Annotated in this window: 17 protein-coding genes and 1 pseudogene; 9 read left to right on the top strand and 9 right to left on the bottom strand. The window is 73.8% G+C overall.

The window, feature by feature from the left end:
* Window positions 1-22: 22 nt before the first annotated feature.
* Window positions 23-391, top strand: a complete 369-nt coding sequence (locus MRBLMG1_RS35875; RefSeq protein ID WP_367828345.1) for a MerR family transcriptional regulator — start codon at window positions 23-25, stop codon at window positions 389-391.
* A gap of 60 nt (window positions 392-451) precedes the next feature.
* On the opposite strand, the gene MRBLMG1_RS35880 is transcribed toward MRBLMG1_RS35875, so the two are convergent.
* Window positions 452-1102, bottom strand: a complete 651-nt coding sequence (locus MRBLMG1_RS35880; protein WP_367828346.1) for a winged helix-turn-helix transcriptional regulator — start codon at window positions 1100-1102, stop codon at window positions 452-454.
* Between the two features lie 91 nt (window positions 1103-1193).
* Here MRBLMG1_RS35880 and MRBLMG1_RS35885 point away from each other — a divergent pair, with 91 nt between their 5' ends.
* The 3 genes from MRBLMG1_RS35885 (at window position 1194) to MRBLMG1_RS35895 (ending at window position 3648) form a co-directional block, all read left to right on the top strand.
* The gene (locus MRBLMG1_RS35885; protein WP_367828347.1) at window positions 1194-2405 is read left to right on the top strand and encodes a pyridoxal phosphate-dependent aminotransferase; all 1212 of its coding nucleotides are present in this window, start codon (window positions 1194-1196) and stop codon (window positions 2403-2405) included.
* A 69-nt stretch (window positions 2406-2474) separates the two neighbouring features.
* Window positions 2475-2933, top strand: a complete 459-nt coding sequence (locus tag MRBLMG1_RS35890) for a hypothetical protein (protein WP_367828348.1) — start codon at window positions 2475-2477, stop codon at window positions 2931-2933.
* A 25-nt stretch (window positions 2934-2958) separates the two neighbouring features.
* Window positions 2959-3648 carry a DUF2293 domain-containing protein gene (locus MRBLMG1_RS35895; RefSeq protein WP_367828349.1) on the top strand — a complete coding sequence of 230 codons (690 nt, stop codon included), beginning with the start codon at window positions 2959-2961 and terminating at the stop codon, window positions 3646-3648.
* A 47-nt stretch (window positions 3649-3695) separates the two neighbouring features.
* On the opposite strand, the gene MRBLMG1_RS35900 is transcribed toward MRBLMG1_RS35895, so the two are convergent.
* From MRBLMG1_RS35900 to MRBLMG1_RS35910, 3 genes are all read right to left on the bottom strand, one after another.
* Window positions 3696-4484: a chaplin gene (locus tag MRBLMG1_RS35900; RefSeq protein WP_367828350.1), complete on the bottom strand. Its 789-nt coding sequence runs from the start codon at window positions 4482-4484 to the stop codon at window positions 3696-3698.
* Window positions 4485-4615: 131 nt separating this feature from the next.
* On the bottom strand, window positions 4616-5878 hold the full coding sequence (locus tag MRBLMG1_RS35905; RefSeq protein ID WP_367828351.1) for an SWIM zinc finger family protein: 1263 nt from the start codon (window positions 5876-5878) through the stop codon (window positions 4616-4618).
* Complete coding sequence (locus MRBLMG1_RS35910; protein ID WP_367828352.1) at window positions 5875-8712, bottom strand: DEAD/DEAH box helicase; 2838 nt, start codon at window positions 8710-8712, stop codon at window positions 5875-5877. The genes MRBLMG1_RS35905 and MRBLMG1_RS35910 overlap by 4 nt, the downstream gene beginning before the upstream one ends.
* Before the next feature lie 172 nt (window positions 8713-8884).
* Here MRBLMG1_RS35910 and MRBLMG1_RS35915 point away from each other — a divergent pair, with 172 nt between their 5' ends.
* On the top strand, window positions 8885-9217 hold the full coding sequence (locus MRBLMG1_RS35915) for a hypothetical protein (RefSeq protein ID WP_367828353.1): 333 nt from the start codon (window positions 8885-8887) through the stop codon (window positions 9215-9217).
* A gap of 123 nt (window positions 9218-9340) precedes the next feature.
* Window positions 9341-9610, top strand: coding sequence for a DUF6343 family protein (locus tag MRBLMG1_RS35920; protein ID WP_367828354.1), 270 nt, complete (start codon window positions 9341-9343; stop codon window positions 9608-9610).
* 11 nt (window positions 9611-9621) lie between these two features.
* Here MRBLMG1_RS35920 and MRBLMG1_RS35925 read toward each other — a convergent pair whose 3' ends face one another.
* The 3 genes from MRBLMG1_RS35925 to MRBLMG1_RS35935 form a co-directional block, all read right to left on the bottom strand.
* Entirely contained in the window at window positions 9622-9990 is a 369-nt protein-coding gene (locus MRBLMG1_RS35925) for a tetratricopeptide repeat protein (RefSeq protein ID WP_367828355.1), read from the bottom strand.
* A gap of 70 nt (window positions 9991-10060) precedes the next feature.
* Window positions 10061-10675, bottom strand: coding sequence for a dephospho-CoA kinase (coaE, locus tag MRBLMG1_RS35930; RefSeq protein ID WP_367828356.1), 615 nt, complete (start codon window positions 10673-10675; stop codon window positions 10061-10063).
* A gap of 72 nt (window positions 10676-10747) precedes the next feature.
* Window positions 10748-11686, bottom strand: a complete 939-nt coding sequence (locus MRBLMG1_RS35935; RefSeq protein WP_367828357.1) for a PAC2 family protein — start codon at window positions 11684-11686, stop codon at window positions 10748-10750.
* A gap of 100 nt (window positions 11687-11786) precedes the next feature.
* On the opposite strand from MRBLMG1_RS35935, the pseudogene MRBLMG1_RS35940 reads away from it, so the two are divergent.
* Window positions 11787-12127, top strand: a pseudogene (locus tag MRBLMG1_RS35940) (sheath polysaccharide-degrading enzyme); the annotation flags it as partial.
* 104 nt (window positions 12128-12231) lie between these two features.
* Here the strand turns inward: MRBLMG1_RS35940 and rpsA are convergent.
* The gene (gene rpsA, locus MRBLMG1_RS35945) at window positions 12232-13746 is read right to left on the bottom strand and encodes a 30S ribosomal protein S1 (RefSeq protein WP_367828358.1); all 1515 of its coding nucleotides are present in this window, start codon (window positions 13744-13746) and stop codon (window positions 12232-12234) included.
* A gap of 345 nt (window positions 13747-14091) precedes the next feature.
* Here rpsA and MRBLMG1_RS35950 point away from each other — a divergent pair, with 345 nt between their 5' ends.
* The gene (locus MRBLMG1_RS35950; protein ID WP_367828359.1) at window positions 14092-14922 is read left to right on the top strand and encodes a class I SAM-dependent methyltransferase; all 831 of its coding nucleotides are present in this window, start codon (window positions 14092-14094) and stop codon (window positions 14920-14922) included.
* Window positions 14923-15122: 200 nt separating this feature from the next.
* The gene (hrpB, locus tag MRBLMG1_RS35955) at window positions 15123-17693 is read left to right on the top strand and encodes an ATP-dependent helicase HrpB (RefSeq protein WP_367828360.1); all 2571 of its coding nucleotides are present in this window, start codon (window positions 15123-15125) and stop codon (window positions 17691-17693) included.
* On the opposite strand, the gene MRBLMG1_RS35960 is transcribed toward hrpB, so the two are convergent.
* Window positions 17677-18663, bottom strand: coding sequence for a DUF3068 domain-containing protein (locus tag MRBLMG1_RS35960; protein ID WP_367828361.1), 987 nt, complete (start codon window positions 18661-18663; stop codon window positions 17677-17679). The genes hrpB and MRBLMG1_RS35960 overlap by 17 nt on opposite strands.
* Window positions 18664-18673 lie beyond the last annotated feature (10 nt).

Here is an 18673-nt window from a genome sequence, read left to right on the forward strand (position 1 = left end):
ACTGCGCGAGGAGGTGGCGTCCTTGCGCATCGGTGAACTGGCCCTGCGGACCGGGGCGTCGGCCCGTGCGCTGCGCCACTACGAGGCGGCGGGTCTGATCGCGTCGGCCCGCGCGGCCAACGGGTACCGGGTGTACGAGGAGGGTGCCGTCGCCCGGGTGGCGAACATCCGGTACCTCCTCGCCGCCGGGCTCACCCTGGACGACGTGTCCGCGTTCCGCTCCTGCCTCGACGGGGACGTCTCCGCGGCTCCTCCGTCCGCCCGCGGCCTGGAGATCGCCCGCGAGCGGCTGGCCGTCCTCGACGCCCGGATCGCCGCGCAGACCGCGGCGCGCGACCGTCTCGCGCAGGCCCTCGCGGCGGCTCCGGCGCCGGAGCGCGCACACTCCTGACCGCCTCCGCCCCAGCCTCGCTCCGGTCAGCCCGCGCGTGCCCCCTGCCGCCGCCGACGGTCAGGTCGCGCGCGCCCCGGCTGCCGCGACGGTCCGTTCGAGGGTGGCGCGCCCGGACGCGACCGCCTCGGCGAGGGTCAGCTCGCCGCCGGCGAGGGCTCGGCAGGTCGCCGTGTCGGTCGCCAGCCGGGTGTCGGGCAGCTCCGCGGTCCCGTCGCCGTACGCGCCGTCACCGTACGCCGTACTGCCGTCGGCGCCGATCCGTACGTGGAACTCCCCTTCGTCCAGGCTCACTTGGACGACCCCTTCGCCCAGTTCGGCGAGCGCCCCGAGGAGCGGGACGGCGTACCAGTGGGCGCGGACGGCGTCGGTCGGCCGGGGTTCGCCGAGGTCGGGCGCACCCCAGGCGGCGAGGGCGCGCAGCACGGGCAGCAGGTCCCTTCCACGCGGGGTCAGTTCGTAGACGTACGCCGAGGCGGGCGGGGGCAGCCTGCGCCGGGTGACGAGTTCGGCGCCCTCCATGTCCTTGAGGCGGCCGGCGAGCATGTCGGTGCTGACGCCGGGCAGGTCGGCGTGGAGGTCGGTGTAGCGGCGCGGCCCGGCGAGGAGTTCGCGGACGACGAGCAGGGTCCAGCGGTCGCCGACGAGGTCGAGGGCGCGCGCGGCGGCGCAGTGCTGGTCGTAGCTGCGGCGGCGTGGCTGACGTGGCATGCGACGCAGTCTAGACATGTTGTTGGACTTTCCAAGCTCGAACTTGGTAAAACCAAGCAACACTGATTCCGGGGACCTGGGGAGGTCGGACATGGAGTTCCGGCAGTCGAGCAAGCTGAACGAGGTCTGCTACGAGATCCGCGGCCCGGTGATCGAGCACGCCAACGCGCTGGAGGAGGCGGGCCACAGCGTCCTGCGCCTCAACACCGGCAACCCGGCGCTCTTCGGCTTCGAGGCGCCCGAGGAGATCGTCCAGGACATGATCCGGATGCTCCCCAGGGCCCACGGGTACACCGACTCCCGCGGCATCCTCTCCGCCCGCCGCGCGGTCGCCCAGCGCTACCAGTCCATGGGCCTGCCCGACGTGGACGTCGACGACATCTTCCTCGGCAACGGCGTGTCCGAGCTGATCTCGATGGCCGTCCAGGCCCTCCTGGAGGACGGCGACGAAGTCCTCGTACCCGCCCCGGACTACCCGCTGTGGACGGCGGTGACCACGCTCGCGGGCGGCAAGCCCGTGCACTACCTGTGCGACGAGGCCGCCGACTGGTACCCGGACCTCGACGACATGGCGTCGAAGATCACCGACCGCACCAAGGCCATCGTCGTCATCAACCCGAACAACCCCACCGGCGCCGTCTACCCGAAGGAGGTCCTGGACGGCATCCTCGAACTCGCCCGGCGCCACGGCCTGATGGTCTTCGCCGACGAGATCTACGACCGGATCGTCTACGACGACGCCGTCCACCACCCGGCCGCCTCCCTCGCCCCCGACGTGGTCGTCCTCACCTTCGGCGGACTCTCCAAGACCTACCGGGTGGCGGGCTTCCGCTCCGGCTGGCTGGTCGTCAGCGGCCCCAAGCAGCACGCCAGGAACTACCTGGAGGGCCTCACCATGCTGGCCTCCATGCGGCTCTGCCCCAACGCCCCCGCCCAGTACGCCATCCAGGCCGCGCTCGGCGGCCGGCAGTCGATCCACGAGCTGACCGCACCGGGCGGCCGACTGCGCGAACAGCGCGACCGCGCCTGGGAGAAGCTCAACGAGATCCCCGGCGTCTCCTGCGTGAAGCCGAAGGGAGCGCTGTACGCCTTCCCGCGCCTCGACCCCGCCGTGCACAGGATCCACGACGACGAGAAGTTCGTCCTCGACCTGCTCCTGCGGGAGAAGATCCAGGTCGTCCAGGGAACCGGCTTCAACTGGCCGCGCCCGGACCACTTCCGCATCCTGACCCTGCCGTACGCCGACGACCTGGACGCCGCGATCAGCCGCATCGGCCGCTTCCTGAGCAGCTACCGGCAGTGACGCCCCGCCCCCCGGACTGTCATGATCTACGGGTCTGCAGGCCGAGGGGAAACGGGAGGGCGACCGGTCATGGATGCGGCGCTGATAGCCGTGGCGGGAACCCTGCTGGGTGCCGTCTTCACACACTGGTTCCAGGGGCGGGCCACCGAGCGCACGGCCGCGCTCGCGCGCACCGAACAGCTCCGGCAGGAACGGATCGCGACCTACAGCGCCTTCGCGGGCGCGGTCGTCGACTACCGTCACAGCCAGAACGACCGCTGGTTCCGGACGCTCCAGCAGCCCGGCTCCGATGAGGCGGAGGAGTCCCGGCACGCCTCCTACCGCCAGCGCACCGCCGCCCGGCAGGCCCTCTTCCGCGTCCAGCTGGTGTGCGAGGACCCGGAGGTCCGCCGGCTGGCCGAGGCGGCCTTCGTCGACTCCCACTGCATGCACGAGGCCGTCGACGAGGCGGACCGCGCCCGCCGCTCGGAGCAGGCGAAGGAAGCACTCGCCGCGTTCATCGCCGCCGCCGCGCCCGGCGTCCGCTGAGCGGGTAACGGAGGGAGGACCCGCCATGGACCTCGTGGCACCCGTCGTCGTCGAACCGCTCAAGCGCCGCCGCTGCTCGGAATGCCGGCAGGGGCCGCTGGAGCGGATGATCGTCGAGTTCAACGCACCGGTCTGCCTCGACTGCGCCGACCTCGGCCACCTGGTCTTCCTCCGCCGCGGCGACACGGCCCTCACCCGGCGCGCCCGCGAGGGCAGCAGCCTCTGGGCCGTGGTCGTCCGCCACAACCGGCGCCGCACGCGGTACGAGCGCCAGGGCCTGCTCGTCGAGGAGGCGGCACTCGCCCGGGCGGAGCTCGCCTGCCTGGCGGACGCCGAGGCGCGAGCCAGGCGGCGGACCCGGGACGCGGCGCGGCGCGCGGCGCTCGACGCGGAGATCACCGCGCTCCTCGGGGCGGAGATCCGGCGCCTCTTCCCGTCCTGCCCGGAGGACCGGGTCACGGAGATCGCCGTCCACGCGTCGACAAAGGGCAGCGGACGGGTGGGGCGCACGGCCGCGGGCCGCTCGCTCGACCGCGGCGCCGTCACCGCCGCGGTGCGCGCGTCCGTACGGCACGTCGACACCCCGTACGACACCCTGCTGATGCAGGGGGTTCCTCGGCACCAGGCCCGGACGAGGGTCGCTCCCGCCATCGAGGCGGTGCTCCGGGCCTGGCGCCGCGGCGGCGGGGACGCGCGCGGCCGGGGACGCGGCTGACGGCTCGGGGGTCAGCGCGCGGCGGCCGGACCGCGGGGAGCGGACCCTCAGGCCTGGTCTCCGGCGCGGCGCGCGCGACGGTACAGCAGGGCGCCGCCCAGCAGCAGCGCGGCGCTCGCGGGAGCGGCGTACCCGATGGTGTCCGCACCGGTGGAGGCCAGCGCCACCGAGCTCGTCTCACCCTGCGGAGCCGGGGCGGGGGTCTCGGTCTCGGCCTGCGGGACCGGCACGTTCCTGACGGGGGTCTGCGGGCGCGGCGTCGGGACCTCGATCGGCTGCTCGGGCTTGCCGGGGCCGTTGACCGAGGTGTTGCCGAAGGCCGGGTTGCCGACGCCGACCACGTTGACCGAGTTGCCGCTGAGGTTCACGGGCAGGTCGACGGGGAGCTCGAGGCCGTTCCCGGAGAGGACGCCGGGCGAACCCACGGCGCTGCCCTCGGCGGTGGACCCGCCGCCGTTGGACGAACCGCCGCCGGAGGAAGCGCCCCCGCCGTGCGAGCCGCCGGCCTGCTCCCCGCCTCGCGGGGTGCCGGGCTCGTCCTTGTGGGCACGGCCGCCGCCGTCCTCGTCCGAGCCGTAGCCGCCCGGTTCGGCGGAGTGGTTGGCACAGCGGTTGCCGAAGGCCGGGTTGAGCAGTCCGACGACGTTGACCGTGTTCCCGCAGACGTTGACCGGCACGTGCACCGGCAGCTGAACCGCGTTGCCGGAGCCGACGCCCGGCGAACCGACCGCGGCGCCCTGGGCGCCGGAGTCGGCGTGCGCGGCGCCCGCCGAGAGCGCGAGCGCCCCACCCGTGACCAACAGTGTGGCCAGACCACTTCGGCGAATCTGCCTCATGGCTTCCTGCCTTCCGGAGGTGTACACGGGCAAGTGCCCGTACCGGAATCAACGCGACAAACGGGCGTGCCGGATCCGGCCCTTGACGGGTTTCACTCCATCGAGTGGGATTCCGTCCACATGTCCGGTCATCACCCCAGGAGGTCGGTGAGGGTCCCGACCGGGTCCGGGTCGGGGGCGCCGCGCGGCCACCAGTCCTCGCGGCCCGCGTCCGACTCGTAGCCGTACCAGAGGCCGTCCCTGCCCAGGCGGAGCTGCAGGGATTCGGTGGAGAGCCGGTTGCGCCAGGGGCGGAAGGCGGGGAAGTCGGCAGCGAGCAGCGCGGGTCTGGCGCGGTCGAACGGCCCGGCCGGCGGGTCCCACGGCTCCTCCAGGACGACGAGTCCCGCGGCACCGCCCTGCCGCCAGGCCGCGACGGCGCGCGCCAGGTCGGTGGGGGTGCGGTCGAGCGCGTCCGCCAGGTCGCGGTAGAGCGCGCGCGTCGAGGCGGTGAGCCCGGAACCGGGGTGCGCGGCGGCCAGCCGGACCGCGTCCTGCCAGGGGGTCAGCGCGGCGACCGGGTCGTGGCCGGTGGCGAGGAAGACGTGGGCGCGGGCGGCGGCCTCGGTGGCCAGGAGGTCGAGGGCGAGCGGGTCGGGCGCGTGCGGGTCCGGCGGGAAGACGGCCGGGCGGCCGGGCCGGTCCGGGACCGGCAGTTCGGGCGGGAGCGGCGGCAGCCCGGCGTCCGGGGCGAGAACGGTCCGGGCGAGGACCGTGGGCATCGGCGGTGCGGCGGCGGAGGTCTCGGCGGCGGACATCGCCGCGTTGCGCCGGGTGAGCTCGGCGAGCAGCTCCTGCTCGCCGCGGCCGCGCATCAGGAAGAGGACGAACGGGTCCTCGTCGAGGATCCGGGCCGCCTGGTAGCAGAGGGCGGCGGCGTGCTTGCAGGGGTAACCGTCGTCGGGGCAGGAGCAGTCGGGGACGAGGTCCCCCGGCGCGGGCAGCAGTCCGGCGACCTCCTCCAGGGCGTGCGGCACGTCCTTGTCGAGGAGGGCCGCGATGTGGTCGGGGCGGGCGGTGGCCTCGTCGAGGAACCGCTCCCAGCCGTCGTCGCCGAGCGTCCGCATCCGGATCTCGGTGCGGTACGGGCGGGCCCGGCTGCCGTGGACGTAGGCGACGACCCGGCCGGGGGTGACCGTGATCGCGTCGACGTGCCCGCGCCCGGCGTAGGCCTTGCCGCGGGCGAGGCGTGCCGGGTCGAGCGCGGTGTCCTCCAGGGCGTCCACCCAGGCGTTCCCCCACCAGGTGGCGGCGAACCGGCCGTCGGGCGCCTCGCGGGGCGCGACCTGCGGGAAGGTGCGGCGGCGGTCGTCGTGGCGGGGGGCGGCTCCGCGCGCGTCCCGTGCGTGGTTCACGCGGGCCTCCTCAGGGACACCAGGTCGGCCAGTTCCCGGTCGGTCAGTTCGGTGAGGGCGGCCTCGCCGGAGCCGAGGACGGCGTCGGCCAGGGCCCGCTTGGCGCGGAGCATCTCGGCGATGCGGTCCTCGACCGTGCCCTCGGCGACGAGCCGGTGCACCTGCACCGGCTGGGTCTGCCCGATGCGGTAGGCACGGTCGGTCGCCTGTTCCTCGACGGCCGGGTTCCACCAGCGGTCGTAGTGCACGACGTGCCCGGCCCGGGTGAGGTTGAGACCGGTTCCCGCGGCCTTGAGGGAGAGCAGGAAGACGGGGACCTCACCGGCCTGGAAGCGGTCGACCATCCGCTCCCGCTCGGCCACCGGGGTCCCGCCGTGCAGCAGTTGTGCCGGGATGCCCCGCGCGGCCAAGTGGTCGGCGAGGAGCCGCGCCATCGACACGTACTGGGTGAAGACGAGCACGGAGCCGTCCTCGGCGAGGATCGTGTCGAGGAGTTCGTCGAGCAGGGCGAGCTTCCCCGACCGGCCGGCGAGCCGTGCCGTGCCGCTGCCCCGCGGGGCCTGCTCCTTGAGGTACTGGGCGGGGTGGTTGCAGATCTGCTTGAGGGAGGTCAGCAGCTTCATGACGAGGCCCCGGCGGGCCATGCCCTCGGCCCCCTCGATCTGGTCCATGGTCTCGCGGACGACCGCCTCGTACAGCGAGGCCTGCTCACGGGTGAGGGCGACGGGGTGGTCGGACTCCGTCTTGGGCGGGAGTTCGGGCACGATGCCGGGGTCGGACTTGCGGCGGCGCAGGAGGAAGGGCCGCACGAGCCGGGCGAGCCGCTCGACGGCCTCCTCGTGCTCGATCTCCTCGTGGTTCTCCACCGCCCTGGCGTGGCGGGCCCGGAACGCCTTGAGCGGCCCCAGGAGTCCGGGGGTGGTCCAGTCGAGGAGCGCCCAGAGTTCGGAGAGGTTGTTCTCCACGGGCGTGCCGGTCAGCGCGACGCGCGCGGGGGCGGGGATCTCCCGCAGCGCCTTGGCCGTCGCGGAGAACGGGTTCTTGACGTGCTGCGCCTCGTCGGCGACGACCATCCCCCACTCCCGCCCGGCCAGTTCGGCGGCGCTGGTGCGCAGCGTGCCGTAGGTGGTGAGGACGAAGCCGCCCTCGGTTCCGGTGAGGTCGCGGTCGGCACCGTGGAACCGGCGGACGGGCACGTCGGGGGCGAACCTCCGCACCTCCCGCTGCCAGTTGCCGAGCAGCGAGGCCGGGCACACGACGAGGGTGGGGGCGCGGCGGGCCCGGCGCAGATGGAGGGCGATGAGGGTGACGGTCTTGCCGAGGCCCATGTCGTCGGCGAGACAGCCACCGAGACCGAGCGAGGTCATCAGGTCGAGCCAGGCGAGGCCGCGCAGCTGGTAGTCGCGCAGGGTGGCGGTGAGGCCGGGCGGGGCCTGTACGTCCTCGGGGCCGGCGAGCAGGCGGTCGCGGAGCGCGGCGAGCGCGCCGACCGGGACGGCGGGGACGGTCTCGCCGTCGACCTCGGCGGTGCCGGTGAGCGCGACGGACAGGGCGTCGACCGGTTCGAGCAGGCCGAGTTCCCGCTTGCGCGCCTTGCGGACGAGGGCGGGGTCGACGACGACCCACTGGTCGCGGAGGCGCACGATGGGCCGGTGGGACTCGGCGAGCAGGTCCATCTCGCGCTCGGTGAGCGGATCGCCGTCGAGGGCGAGCTGCCAGTTGAAGCGCAGGAGCTCCTCGCTGTCGAAGAACGAGGTGCCGTCGGTCGCGGAGCCGGGTGCGGCGAGCGCCGGCCGGACGACGGCGGAGGCGCTGAGCGAGCGGGCGAGCTCGCGCGGCCAGTGGAGGGCGACCCCGGCGTCGGCGAGCCGGGCGGCGGCCGGGCCGAGCAGCTCGTACAGCTCGTTCTCGGTGACCGCGAGGACGTCGGGCACGTCCCGCTCCATGAGGCGGGCGAGCGGCGGCCAGACGCGGGCGGCCCGGCGCAGCGCGAGGACGGCGTCGATCCGGGCGCGGGGCCCGAAGTGCTCGCCGTCGCCCGCCCACAGGGCCGTGGCGTCGATGACGAGGGTGGGGTCGGCGAGGCTGTGGATCTGGAGGATCGCGGCGGCCGCGTGCCGCTCGTCGCCGTCCTCGTCGCCCGTGGTGTCGAAGAGCTCGTACCCCGAGAAGTCCAGGCGCAGCGAGACGCGCACCCCCGCGTCCATCCCGGCCGCGGCCTCGGCCGCCCAGGCACGCGCGCGGGGCAGGTGCTGGGGCTCGCGGGCCGCGAACGGCGCCCCGACCGCGTGGGCGGCGGCCGGAGTGCGGGGCAGGGTGTCGGCGACCGCGTCGAGGAAGGCGCGCACGAGGGCTTCCGGCTCGGGCAGCCGCAGCGCGCCGCGCCCGGGGACGGGCACGGCGTACGCCTCGTACGGCAGGGCCGCCGCCACGGCCCGCAGATGGGCGATGTCGTCGGCGTCCAGCGGGCCGGCCCGCCAGGCGTCCAGGTCGTCCGCGGTGAGTCCCGGCAGCAGGCGGCCGCGGGCGGCCAGGTGCAGGGCGTGCAGGGCGGCGGCGCCCCAGCCCGCGGTGGCGGGGTGGGCCGCCGGGTGGTGGCGGGCCACGACGAGATGGGGCAGGGCGGCCTCGATCGGCAGGGTGACCGCGGGCACGGCCCGGCCCCGGGCGCCGCCGCCGTGCCGGCGGGCGACGGTCAGCTCGACGCGCTCCGCGCCGCCCTCCGCGCCCTCGGGCAGCGCGCCGCCGTCGGGCGCCCAGAAGGCGATCCGGCCCTCGCGGGGAAGGGCCGCGGGCAGGAAGACGGCGGCGCTGGTCGTCCAGGTGTGTGACACGGCTCTGCCCTCCTCCCGCTGTGCGTCGCGATCCCGACCGGACCTCCGACCTTACGGGTGGGGTCTGACAACGGCCGTCGGGTGGTTCCCCCAGGCGGCCCAACACCGGATGACAGCGGGTGCCGCGGGCGGCAGGGTGGCCTGAAACGACACGACAGAAGAGGATTCCGCCATGTCCGTTCGCCGGCGTCTCACGACCGCCACCGGGGCCGTGCTGCTCACTCTCGCCGTCGCCGGCTGCTCGGGCCTCGGCCGCAGCGCCGTGGGCACCCTCTCGTACGAGACGGAACGCGAGCTGCTCGTGACCGTGACGAGCCCCTCGGTGAACGGCTGCCACAAGCTGGCGCCGTCCGGTGTGACCAGGGTGGAGAACAACACGCTGGTCGACATCATGCTCTACCCCACCCGTGACTGCCGGGGCCCGTCCACGTACCTGGCCACCACCCTGAGCGACTCCATCGTGCCGGACACCCTGCCCTGGCGCAGCTACAGCGTCGTCCACTGAGCGGACGACGAGGGCCGGCCGAAGCCCGGCCCAGGGGGCGTCCGCACGTCCGTTCACATTCCCCCGCCGCGGGTACATGCTGGTGGTAGCCCCTAGGGGACCCGGACGGGGGATGTGACCGTCATGCGGAGCGGCAACGAGCCGGCGACCGCGCGCAGCGCGCTGCGGCTGCGGTTCTGGCTGAGCCTGTGGGGGCTGCTCTGGGCGGCCTTCGGCACGACGGTGTTCGCGCTGCTCGGCCGCCCCGGCTGGGCCGCGGCCTGCGGGGTGCTGTTCCTGGTGGTCACGGTCGACCTGACGATGGTGCTGCACCACATCCACCAGGGCCCGCACTGGCAGCCGGGCAGGAACATCCCGCCGTACGAGCCCGACCACGGCGGCCAGGGCCGGTGAATCCCGCGCCGTCAGTGCCCGGTGTCGAAGCCCGCGGCCCGGAGGTACTCGGGCTTCGGGTCGAGCGCGGCGGCGAGGCGGAAGTGCCGGGTGGCCTGGGCGGTCTGCCCGGAGCGCTCGAAGGTGCGGGCCAGCGCGAAGTGGGCGAACGCGTTGTCCGGCTCGCGCTCCAGGACCAGCTCGAACTCCAGCTGCGCCGGACGAAGCTGGGCGGCCGCGAAGAACGCCCGCGCGCGCAGCAGGCGCGCGGCCGTGTTCTCGGGGTGGGCGGCGATCACCGAGTCCAGCAGCTTCACGGCGCCGCGGGGGTCCCGCGCGGCCAGCAGGTGCTCGGCGGCGCGGAAGTCGATGACGTGCGTTTCCGGGTTCCTGTCGGCCACGGTTGCATCCTTCCCCTCGATCCGGTGGTTGAACACCGGACCCCGTGACCGCATTCCGCCGGGGCCCGCGCTACCCGTCCTGGGCGGGGGCCGCGGCCCGGCGCTCCAGTTCGTCCCAGACCTTCCGGACCTGCGGTGCGAGCGCGTCGAGCGGTCCGTCGTTGTCGATCACGAGGTCGGCGACGGCCAGCCGCTGCTCGCGCGTGGCCTGGGCCGCCATCCGGGCCCTGGCCTCGGACTCGGCCATGCCCCGGAACCGTACGAGCCGGTCGAGCTGGGTCTGCGGGGAGGCGTCGACGACCACCACCAGGTCGTACAGCGGCGCGAGTGTGTTCTCGGTGAGCAGGGGCACGTCGTGGACGACGACGTCCCCGGCTCCCGCCCGGCTCTCCAGCTCCGCCGACCGGGCCCCGACCAGGGGATGGACCAGCGCGTTGAGGGTGGCGAGCCGGTCCGGGTCGGCGAACACGATGGCGCCGAGCTTCGGCCGGTCGAGCGTCCCCTCCTCGGTGAGGACGCCCTCCCCGAAGGCCTCCACGACGGCCGCGAGCCCCGGGGTCCCGGGCTCGACGACCTCGCGGGCGATCCGGTCCGCGTCGATCAGCACGGCCCCGTACGAGACGAGCAGCCGTGACACCTCACTCTTGCCGGCGCCGATCCCGCCGGTCAGGCCCACCTTCAGCATGAGCGGCAGCTTAGGGCCTGCCCCGGCGGAGCGGTCCCGCGCCCCCGGGCCAGGCTGGTTTACGGGCAGGGCCTAGCCGTCGCCCTCGCGCTCGGCGAGGAAGCGCTCGAACTCGCGGCCCAGCTCGTCCGCCGACGGCAGGTCGACCGGCTCGGCGACCAGGCTGCCGCGGGTCTCGGCACCGGCCGCCGCGTCGTACTGGTGCTCAAGGCCCTGCACGAGCGCGACCAGCTCCTCGTCGCCCTCGCCGATCTGGCGGTCGATCTCGGTCTGGGTGCGGCGGGCCTCCGTCCGGAGGGAGTGGGCGACGCCGGGGAGGACGAGTCCGGTGGCGGCGGTGATGGCTTCGAGGGCGGTCAGGGCCGCGTCCGGGTACGGCGAGCGGGCGACGTAGTGCGGGACGTGCGCGGCGACGCCGAGGGTGTCGTGGCCGGACTCGGTGAGCCGGTACTCGACGAGGGCTTCGGCGCTGCCGGGGACCTGGGCCTCGTCGAAGGGGCTGCGGTGGCCCGGCATGAGGTCGGTGCGGCTGCCGTGCGGGGTGAGCCCGACGGGGCGGGTGTGCGGCACGCCCATGGGAATGCCGTGGAAGTTGACGGAGAGGCGCACGCCGAGCCGCTCGATGACCTGCCGGACGGCGGCGGCGAACCGCTCCCACTCCACGTCGGGCTCGGGACCCGAGAGGACGAGGAAGGGGGCGCCGGTGGCGTCCTGCACGAGGCGGACCTCGATGGACGGCGTCTCGTACGCGGTCCAGCGGTCGCGCCGGAAGGTGAGCAGCGGCCGGCGCGCGCGGTAGTCCACGAGCCGGTCGTGGTCGAAGCGGGCCACCAGCTGGTGCGGAAGGGTGTCGAGAAGGCGGTCGATGATCTGCTCACCGGTCTCGCCCGCGTCGATGTAGCCGTCGAAGTGGTACAGCATGACCAGCCCGGCCGACTCCTGCGCCAAGGCGAGGTCGACGACGGCCAGGCCCTTCGCGTCCCATTCGTACAAATCCTGGGGATCAAGCACGATTACCGCTCCTCCTCGTGTTCTCTCTGGAAACGCCGTGTGCGGCACGGCCATTCCCGGGCCGGGCGATCTTCCGGTGGAGTTCGGCGCGGGGAGCGGACCCGGCGACACGATCCACCTCGCCGACGGCACGTACACCGGCAACTTCAAGGCCGCCGTCCCGGGCCCCGCCTCGGCCCGGATACCCTGACCGGTTCCTCGCGCGCGGTGCTCACGGCCGGCGGCGGCTACGGGCTGCACCTCGACGGCGCCTCGAAGAACGGCGTCCTGAGGAACTCGCGGATCCACGACACCGGGAACGACGGGCGCGGGATGGGCGAAGGGGTGTGCGTCGGCACCGCCAACTCCCTCACGGACCGGAGCGACGACGCGCAGATCCTGAACAACGTCATCGGGCCGGACGTCGGCGGCGAGAGCGTCGACATCAAGGCGAACATCACCGTCACCCCCTGAGCCGGCTCGGGGCCGGAAACGACCGAGGCCCGCTCCCCCGAAGGGAAGCGGGCCTCGATTCGCTAGCGGCTAGCGCTCAGCGGAGAGCCTGTTCAGCTCTGGCCGCCGGCCAGCTTCTCGCGCAGGGCGGCGAGCGCCTCGTCCGACGCCAGGGCGCCGGAGTTGTCGTCCGACTCCGAGGAGTACGAACCACCCGAGATGCCCGCACCGGCGCTGCCACCGGCGGCCGGGGCGGCAGCACCCTCGGCAGCGGCGGCCTCGTCGGCCTCGCGGGACTTGATGACCTGAGCCTGGTGCTGCTCGAAGCGGGTCTGCGCCTCCGCGTACTGGGTCTCCCAGGCCTCGCGCTGGGTCTCGAAGCCCTCGAGCCAGTCGTTGGTCTCGGGGTCGAAGCCCTCGGGGTAGATGTAGTTGCCCTGGTCGTCGTAAGACGCGGCCATGCCGTACAGGGTCGGGTCGAACTCGACCGAGGCCGGGTCGGCACCGAAGGACTCGTTGGCCTGCTTCAGCGAGAGGCTGATGCGACGACGCTCGAGGTCGATGTCGATGACCTTGACGAAGATCTCGTCGTTGACCTGGACGACCTGCTCCGGGATCTCCACGTGGCGCTCGGCCAGCTCGGAGATGTGGACCAGACCCTCGATGCCCTCGTCCACGCGGACGAACGCACCGAACGGAACCAGCTTGGTGACCTTACCCGGGACGACCTGACCGATCTGGTGCGTACGGGCGAACTGCTGCCACGGGTCCTCCTGCGTCGCCTTCAGCGACAGGGAGACACGCTCGCGGTCCATGTCGACGTCGAGAACCTCGACGGTGACCTCCTGGCCGACCTCGACAACCTCGGAGGGGTGGTCGATGTGCTTCCAGGACAGCTCGGAGACGTGCACGAGACCGTCGACGCCACCCAGGTCCACGAAGGCACCGAAGTTGACGATCGAGGAGACGACGCCGGAGCGGACCTGACCCTTCTGCAGGGTGGTGAGGAACGTCTGGCGAACCTCGGACTGGGTCTGCTCGAGCCAGGCGCGGCGGGACAGGACCACGTTGTTGCGGTTCTTGTCCAGCTCGATGATCTTCGCCTCGAGCTCCTTGCCCACGTAGGGCTGGAGGTCGCGGACACGACGCATCTCGACGAGGGAGGCCGGCAGGAAGCCGCGGAGGCCGATGTCGAGGATGAGACCACCCTTGACGACCTCGATGACGGTACCGGTGACGATGCCGTCTTCTTCCTTGATCTTCTCGATCGTGCCCCAGGCACGCTCGTACTGAGCGCGCTTCTTGGACAGGATCAGGCGGCCTTCCTTGTCCTCCTTCTGGAGAACCAGGGCCTCGATCTCGTCGCCGACCTTGACGACCTCGTTCGGGTCGACGTCGTGCTTGATCGAGAGCTCACGGCTCGGGATCACGCCTTCGGTCTTGTAACCGATGTCGAGCAGGACCTCGTCCCGGTCGACCTTCACGATGACGCCGTCGACGATGTCGCCGTCGTTGAAGTACTTGATCGTCTCGTCGATCGCGGCGAGGAAGGCTTCCTCGTTACCGATGTCGTTGACCGCAACCTGCGGGGTGGTGCTGGTGGCGGTGGTCTCGGTGCTGCTCGTCATGTGGGAAAGGGCTCCGGTTACGGACAGAAAGTCGTAGGTACTGCTACGCCGAGAGCCCGTATCGCACCAAGAAGCCGGACAGCCAATGAGGCACCCTTCCCGCGGACGGGGGGAGCCTCGAAAACCGAGGGGACATACAACAGGTACGAGCGCGGCCTGCTCCGTCTGAGGCGCGCAGGCCCGCAGCGCAACCTTTAGCATACGGGGGCAGCCGGACAGGGTCAATGCGCGAAGCGCGCACCCTGGGCAGATCCACGCAATTCCGGCACTACTCATGCCTCCCACGCCGCATCGGCGGGGTCCGCCGCACCGCGGCACTGAGCGCAAACTACATCGGCGGGCGAGATGAACCAAGAGTACGAACACGAAGACGGGGCCGAGGACGAGGCCGAGGCGACCCGGCGTGACGCGGGGGACGCGGAGAGCAGCCGAGCGAGTCGTGGCTGGTGGGACAGGAACGCCGACGAGTACCAGAGCGACCACGGTTCCTTCCTCGGCGACGACCGGTTCGTGTGGGGTCCCGAGGGGCTCGACGAGGCCGAGGCCGGCCTGCTGGGGCCGGCCTCCTCGCTGAAGGGCCGCGACGTCCTTGAGATCGGCGCGGGCGCGGCGCAGTGCTCGCGGTGGCTGGCGGCGCAGGGGGCGCGGCCGGTCGCGCTCGACCTCTCCCACCGCCAGCTCCAGCACGCGCTGCGGATCGGCGGGGACGTGCCGCTGGTGGAGGCCGACGCCGGGGCGCTGCCCTTCCGGGACGGCTCCTTCGACCTGGCCTGCTCGGCGTACGGCGCGGTGCCGTTCGTCGCCGATCCGGTACGGGTCTTCCGCGAGGTGCGCCGGGTGCTGCGGCCGGGCGGCCGCTGGGTGTTCTCGGTGACGCACCCGATCCGCTGGGCGTTCCCCGACGAGCCGGGCCCCGAGGGCCTCTCGGTGGCGGCCTCCTACTTCGACCGGACCCCGTACGTCGAGCAGGACGAGGAGGGGCGGGCCGTGTACGTGGAGCACCACCGGACCATCGGCGACCGGGTGCGCGACGTGGTGGCCGGCGGGTTCACGCTGGTGGACCTGGTCGAGCCGGAGTGGCCGGCGTGGAACGGCCAGGAGTGGGGCGGCTGGTCCCCGCTGCGGGGGAACCTGATCCCGGGGACGGCGATCTTCGTGTGCGAGCGCGCGGAGTAACGGAGTACGCGCGGAGTGGCGGGGTAACGGAGTAGGGGTGGAACGCGGAGTGACGGAGTAGGTAGGGAGGACCGCGCGGCGAGGAGTCGCGCCACGCGGCGCGGCGCGCCACGCCGCGAAAGTCGTATCAGTCGTATGACCGGGTGGGCCCTGTGGACAACGGGGCCCACCTCGTCTTCCGCACGTACGAGACTGAACGCGTGATCCGACACGACGCACTCGACCGCCTCCCCGTCCGCCATGCCGTCCCCGAGCTGCTCGCCGCGCTCGCGGAGCGCGGCACGGCGGTGCTGTCCGCTCCTCCCGGCACCGGCAAGACGACGCTGGTGCCGCTGGCTCTCGCGGGACTCATAGGGGACGGACCCCGGCGCAAGGTGCTGGTGGCCGAGCCGCGCCGGATGGCGGTGCGGGCGGCGGCCCGGCGGATGGCGTGGCTGCTCGGCGAGGAGGTCGGCGGCGCGGTGGGCTTCTCGGTGCGCGGCGAGCGGCGGACCGGGCCCGCGACCCGGGTCGAGGTGGTGACGACGGGCATCCTGCTCCAGCGGCTCCAGCGCGACCCTGAGCTGGCGGGCGTGCAGGTGGTCCTGCTCGACGAGTGCCACGAGCGGCATCTGGACGCCGACACCGCCATGGCCTTCCTGGTGGACGTGCGGGCGACGCTGCGGCCGGAGCTGAAGCTGATCGCGGCCTCGGCGACGAGCGACGCGGAGGCGTGGGCGCGGCTGCTCACGGTGGTGGACGGGACCGGGCCCGCGCCGGTGGTGTGGAGCGAGGGCCGGGGGCACGGGCACCAGGTCAGGTTCGCCGCGCCGCCCGCCGGGATCAGGCCCGCGCACGGCACCTGGGTGGATCCGGCGCTGCTGCGCCACGTGGCGGCCACCGTGCGGCTGGCGGTGGAGCGGCACGAGGGCGACCTCCTCTGCTTCCTGCCGGGCACGGGGGAGATCGCGCGGACGGCGGGGCTGCTCTCCGGCCTGGACGCCGAGGTGCTCCAGCTGCACGGGCGGGCGCCGGCCGCGGTGCAGGACGCGGTGCTGCGGGGTGCCGAGCCGGGCGGGCGGCGGCGGGTGGTGCTCTCGACGTCCGTGGCGGAGTCGAGCCTGACGGTCCCGGGGGTGCGGATCGTGGTGGACTCGGGACTCGCGCGCGAGCCCCGCATGGACCACGCGCGGGGCCTCGGCTCGCTGGCGACGGTGCCGGTGTCGACGGCCGCGGCGACCCAGCGGGCGGGGCGCTCGGGCCGCGAGGCGTTCGGCGTGGTCTACCGGTGCTGGTCCGAGGCGGAGGACGGCGGCCGGGCCCGGTTCCCCTCTCCCGAGATCAGGATCGCCGACCTGGCGGACTTCGCCCTCCGGGCCGCCTGCTGGGGCGACCCGACGGCGGCGGGGCTCGCGCTGCTCGACGAGCCGCCCGCCGGGGCGATGGCGGCGGCCCGCGCGGTCCTGGAGTCGATCGGGGCCGTGGACGACGGCGGCCGGGCCACGGAGCGGGGCGCACGGCTGTCCCGGCTCGGGCTGCACCCCCGGCTGGGACGGGCCCTCCTCGACGGCGCGGCCGAGGTCGGGGTCCGCCGGGCGGCGGAGGTGGTGGCGCTGCTCAGCGAGGAGCCGCCGCGCGAGTACGGGGACGACCTGGCCGCGGCCTGGCGTACGGCCCGCCGGGGGGCCGACGGCTACGGAGCCCGGTGGAAGGCGGAGGCGCGCCGTCTGGAGCGGTCGGCCGCCGAGGCGGCGGACGGGGGCGGCCCTCGGTCCGGCGGCGGGCCCGCGGGCGGGTCCGCGGGGGAGGGTGAGGACGTCGTGGCCGGGCTGGTGACGGCGCTGGCCTTCCCGGAGCGGGTCGCCAGGGCCAGGGAGCAGGGCGGGTACCTGATGGTGTCGGGGAGCGGTGCGCGGCTCCCCGAGGGCTCCGCGCTGCGCACCTCGCCGTGGCTGGCCGTGGCGGTGGCGGACCGTACGGCGCGGGACGCGACGGCGCGGGTGCGGCTCGCGGCCGTGGTGGACGGGGCCATGGCCCTGCGGGCCGCCGGGCACCTGCGTTCCACGGGCGAGGAGGTGCACTGGGAGGACGGGGACGTGGTGGCGCGCTCGGTGGACCGGCTGGGCGCGGTGGAGCTGACCGTACGGCCGCTGGGGGCGGGGGCCGCGCCCGCCCTCGTCCGGGAGGCGCTGCTCGACGGTCTGCGGCGTGAGGGGCCGGGGCTGCTGCGGTGGGGCCGGGAGGCCGGGGAGCTGCGGGAGCGCCTCGCGTTCCTCCACCGGGAGCTGGGGGAGCCGTGGCCCGACGTGGCGGACGGGCCGCTGGTCGACCGGGCCGGGGAGTGGCTGGAGCCGGAGCTGTCCCGGGCGGTGCGCCGCGCCGATCTGGGGCGGATCGACGCGGGTGAGGCGTTGCGGCGGCTGCTGCCGTGGGCCTCGGGCGAGGCGGGCCGGCTCGACGAGCTGGCGCCGGAGCGGATCGAGGTGCCGAGCGGTTCGCGGATCCGCGTCGACTACGGGGGCGAGCGGCCGGTGCTCGCGGTGAAGCTCCAGGAGATGTTCGGTCTCGCGGAGACGCCGCGGGTGGCGGGCGTCCCGGTCCTCGTCCACCTCCTCTCCCCCGCCGGGCGGCCGGCGGCGGTGACGGCGGACCTGGCGTCGTTCTGGCGGGACGGCTACCGCGCGGTGCGGGCGGAGCTGCGGGGGCGGTACCCGAAGCACCCGTGGCCGGAGGACCCGTCGGGGGCGGAGCCGACCCGGCACACGAGCGCCCGGCTCAGACGGGAGCGGTGACCGGGGCGGCGGCGGGGGGCTCCGGGGCGGCGCGGCGTGAGCGGGCTTCGAGCCAGAGGGAGAGGGAGAGGAGGGCCAGGGCCAGGACGGTGAGGCTCCAGGGGCCGTAGGAGACGAGCATCAGGACGGTGAGGCGGTTGGCGGAGACCAGTTCGCCGACGCTCTCCAGGTAGTCCTCGCGCATCTTCACATGGCCCTCGAAGACGGTGAGGGTGTCCCGGCCCATCAGTGCCTTGGCGTTGCGGAGCTCCTCCTTGTGGATCTCCTCGCCGTTGACGGGGGCGCCGGTGACCGGCTCGATCCAGAACATGCGCTTGGTCGTGTACCAGCGGGTGAGGCCCGAGTCGGCGAGGACCTTCGGGGTGATGCCCTTGACCGGCATGGTCTTGGGCATGGGGACCTTGGTCCACGGGACGGTCTGCTCGAAGTAGTAGACCTCCATGCCCCGGAAGGTGCGGGTGCCCTTGTAGTGGATGGGGGCCGCGGTGCGGGTCTGGGCGTCGAAGTACTGGTAGTCCCGTTTCTCGGTGAGGAAGGGGAACTTGAACTCGATGCCCTCGCGCCGGACCGGGTCGCCGTCGACCGACTCGCCGGTGGCGTGGACGGGGTCCTGGGTGTGGGCGTCGAAGATGTACCGCTCGGGGACCTGGGAGACCATCTTGCCGTCGGGGCCGGTGACGTAGGCGAGGGCGTCCCAGACGACGACGTCGCGTCCGGCGTCGCGTTCGATGCGGCGGGACTCCTCCACGTTGCCCTTGAGGGTCTGGATGATCGTGATCTTGTCGACCTTCTCGGCCTGGAGGGTGGAGTAGTTGAGGAGGGTCGCGGGGCGGGCCTCCAGGACGGTCTCCTGGTACTGGTTCGGCGGGATCTTCGCCAGGCGGGGGAAGGCGTACCAGCGCAGGAACGGGGCCATCCCGGCGCAGAAGACGGCGAGGGCGAGCAGGACGAGGCTGGCTGGGCGGCGCACGGTCGCCCCC

It is taken from the genome of Streptomyces sp. LMG1-1-1.1 (assembly GCF_040815545.1).
In the GTDB taxonomy this organism is placed as follows: Bacteria; Actinomycetota; Actinomycetes; order Streptomycetales; family Streptomycetaceae; genus Streptomyces.

Excerpts from the sequence above, each read along its gene's own strand:
- rpsA (WP_367828358.1), bottom strand. The coding sequence starts at position 13,746 with ATGACGAGCAGCACCGAGACCACCGCCACCAGCACCACCCCGCAGGTT.
- MRBLMG1_RS35895 (WP_367828349.1), top strand. The coding sequence starts at position 2,959 with ATGGACCTCGTGGCACCCGTCGTCGTCGAACCGCTCAAGCGCCGCCGC.
- MRBLMG1_RS35920 (WP_367828354.1), top strand. The coding sequence starts at position 9,341 with ATGCGGAGCGGCAACGAGCCGGCGACCGCGCGCAGCGCGCTGCGGCTG.
- MRBLMG1_RS35915 (WP_367828353.1), top strand. The coding sequence starts at position 8,885 with ATGTCCGTTCGCCGGCGTCTCACGACCGCCACCGGGGCCGTGCTGCTC.
- MRBLMG1_RS35890 (WP_367828348.1), top strand. The coding sequence starts at position 2,475 with ATGGATGCGGCGCTGATAGCCGTGGCGGGAACCCTGCTGGGTGCCGTC.
- MRBLMG1_RS35885 (WP_367828347.1), top strand. The coding sequence starts at position 1,194 with ATGGAGTTCCGGCAGTCGAGCAAGCTGAACGAGGTCTGCTACGAGATC.
- coaE (WP_367828356.1), bottom strand. The coding sequence starts at position 10,675 with ATGCTGAAGGTGGGCCTGACCGGCGGGATCGGCGCCGGCAAGAGTGAG.
- MRBLMG1_RS35900 (WP_367828350.1), bottom strand. The coding sequence starts at position 4,484 with ATGAGGCAGATTCGCCGAAGTGGTCTGGCCACACTGTTGGTCACGGGT.
- MRBLMG1_RS35950 (WP_367828359.1), top strand. The coding sequence starts at position 14,092 with ATGAACCAAGAGTACGAACACGAAGACGGGGCCGAGGACGAGGCCGAG.
- MRBLMG1_RS35880 (WP_367828346.1), bottom strand. The coding sequence starts at position 1,102 with ATGCCACGTCAGCCACGCCGCCGCAGCTACGACCAGCACTGCGCCGCC.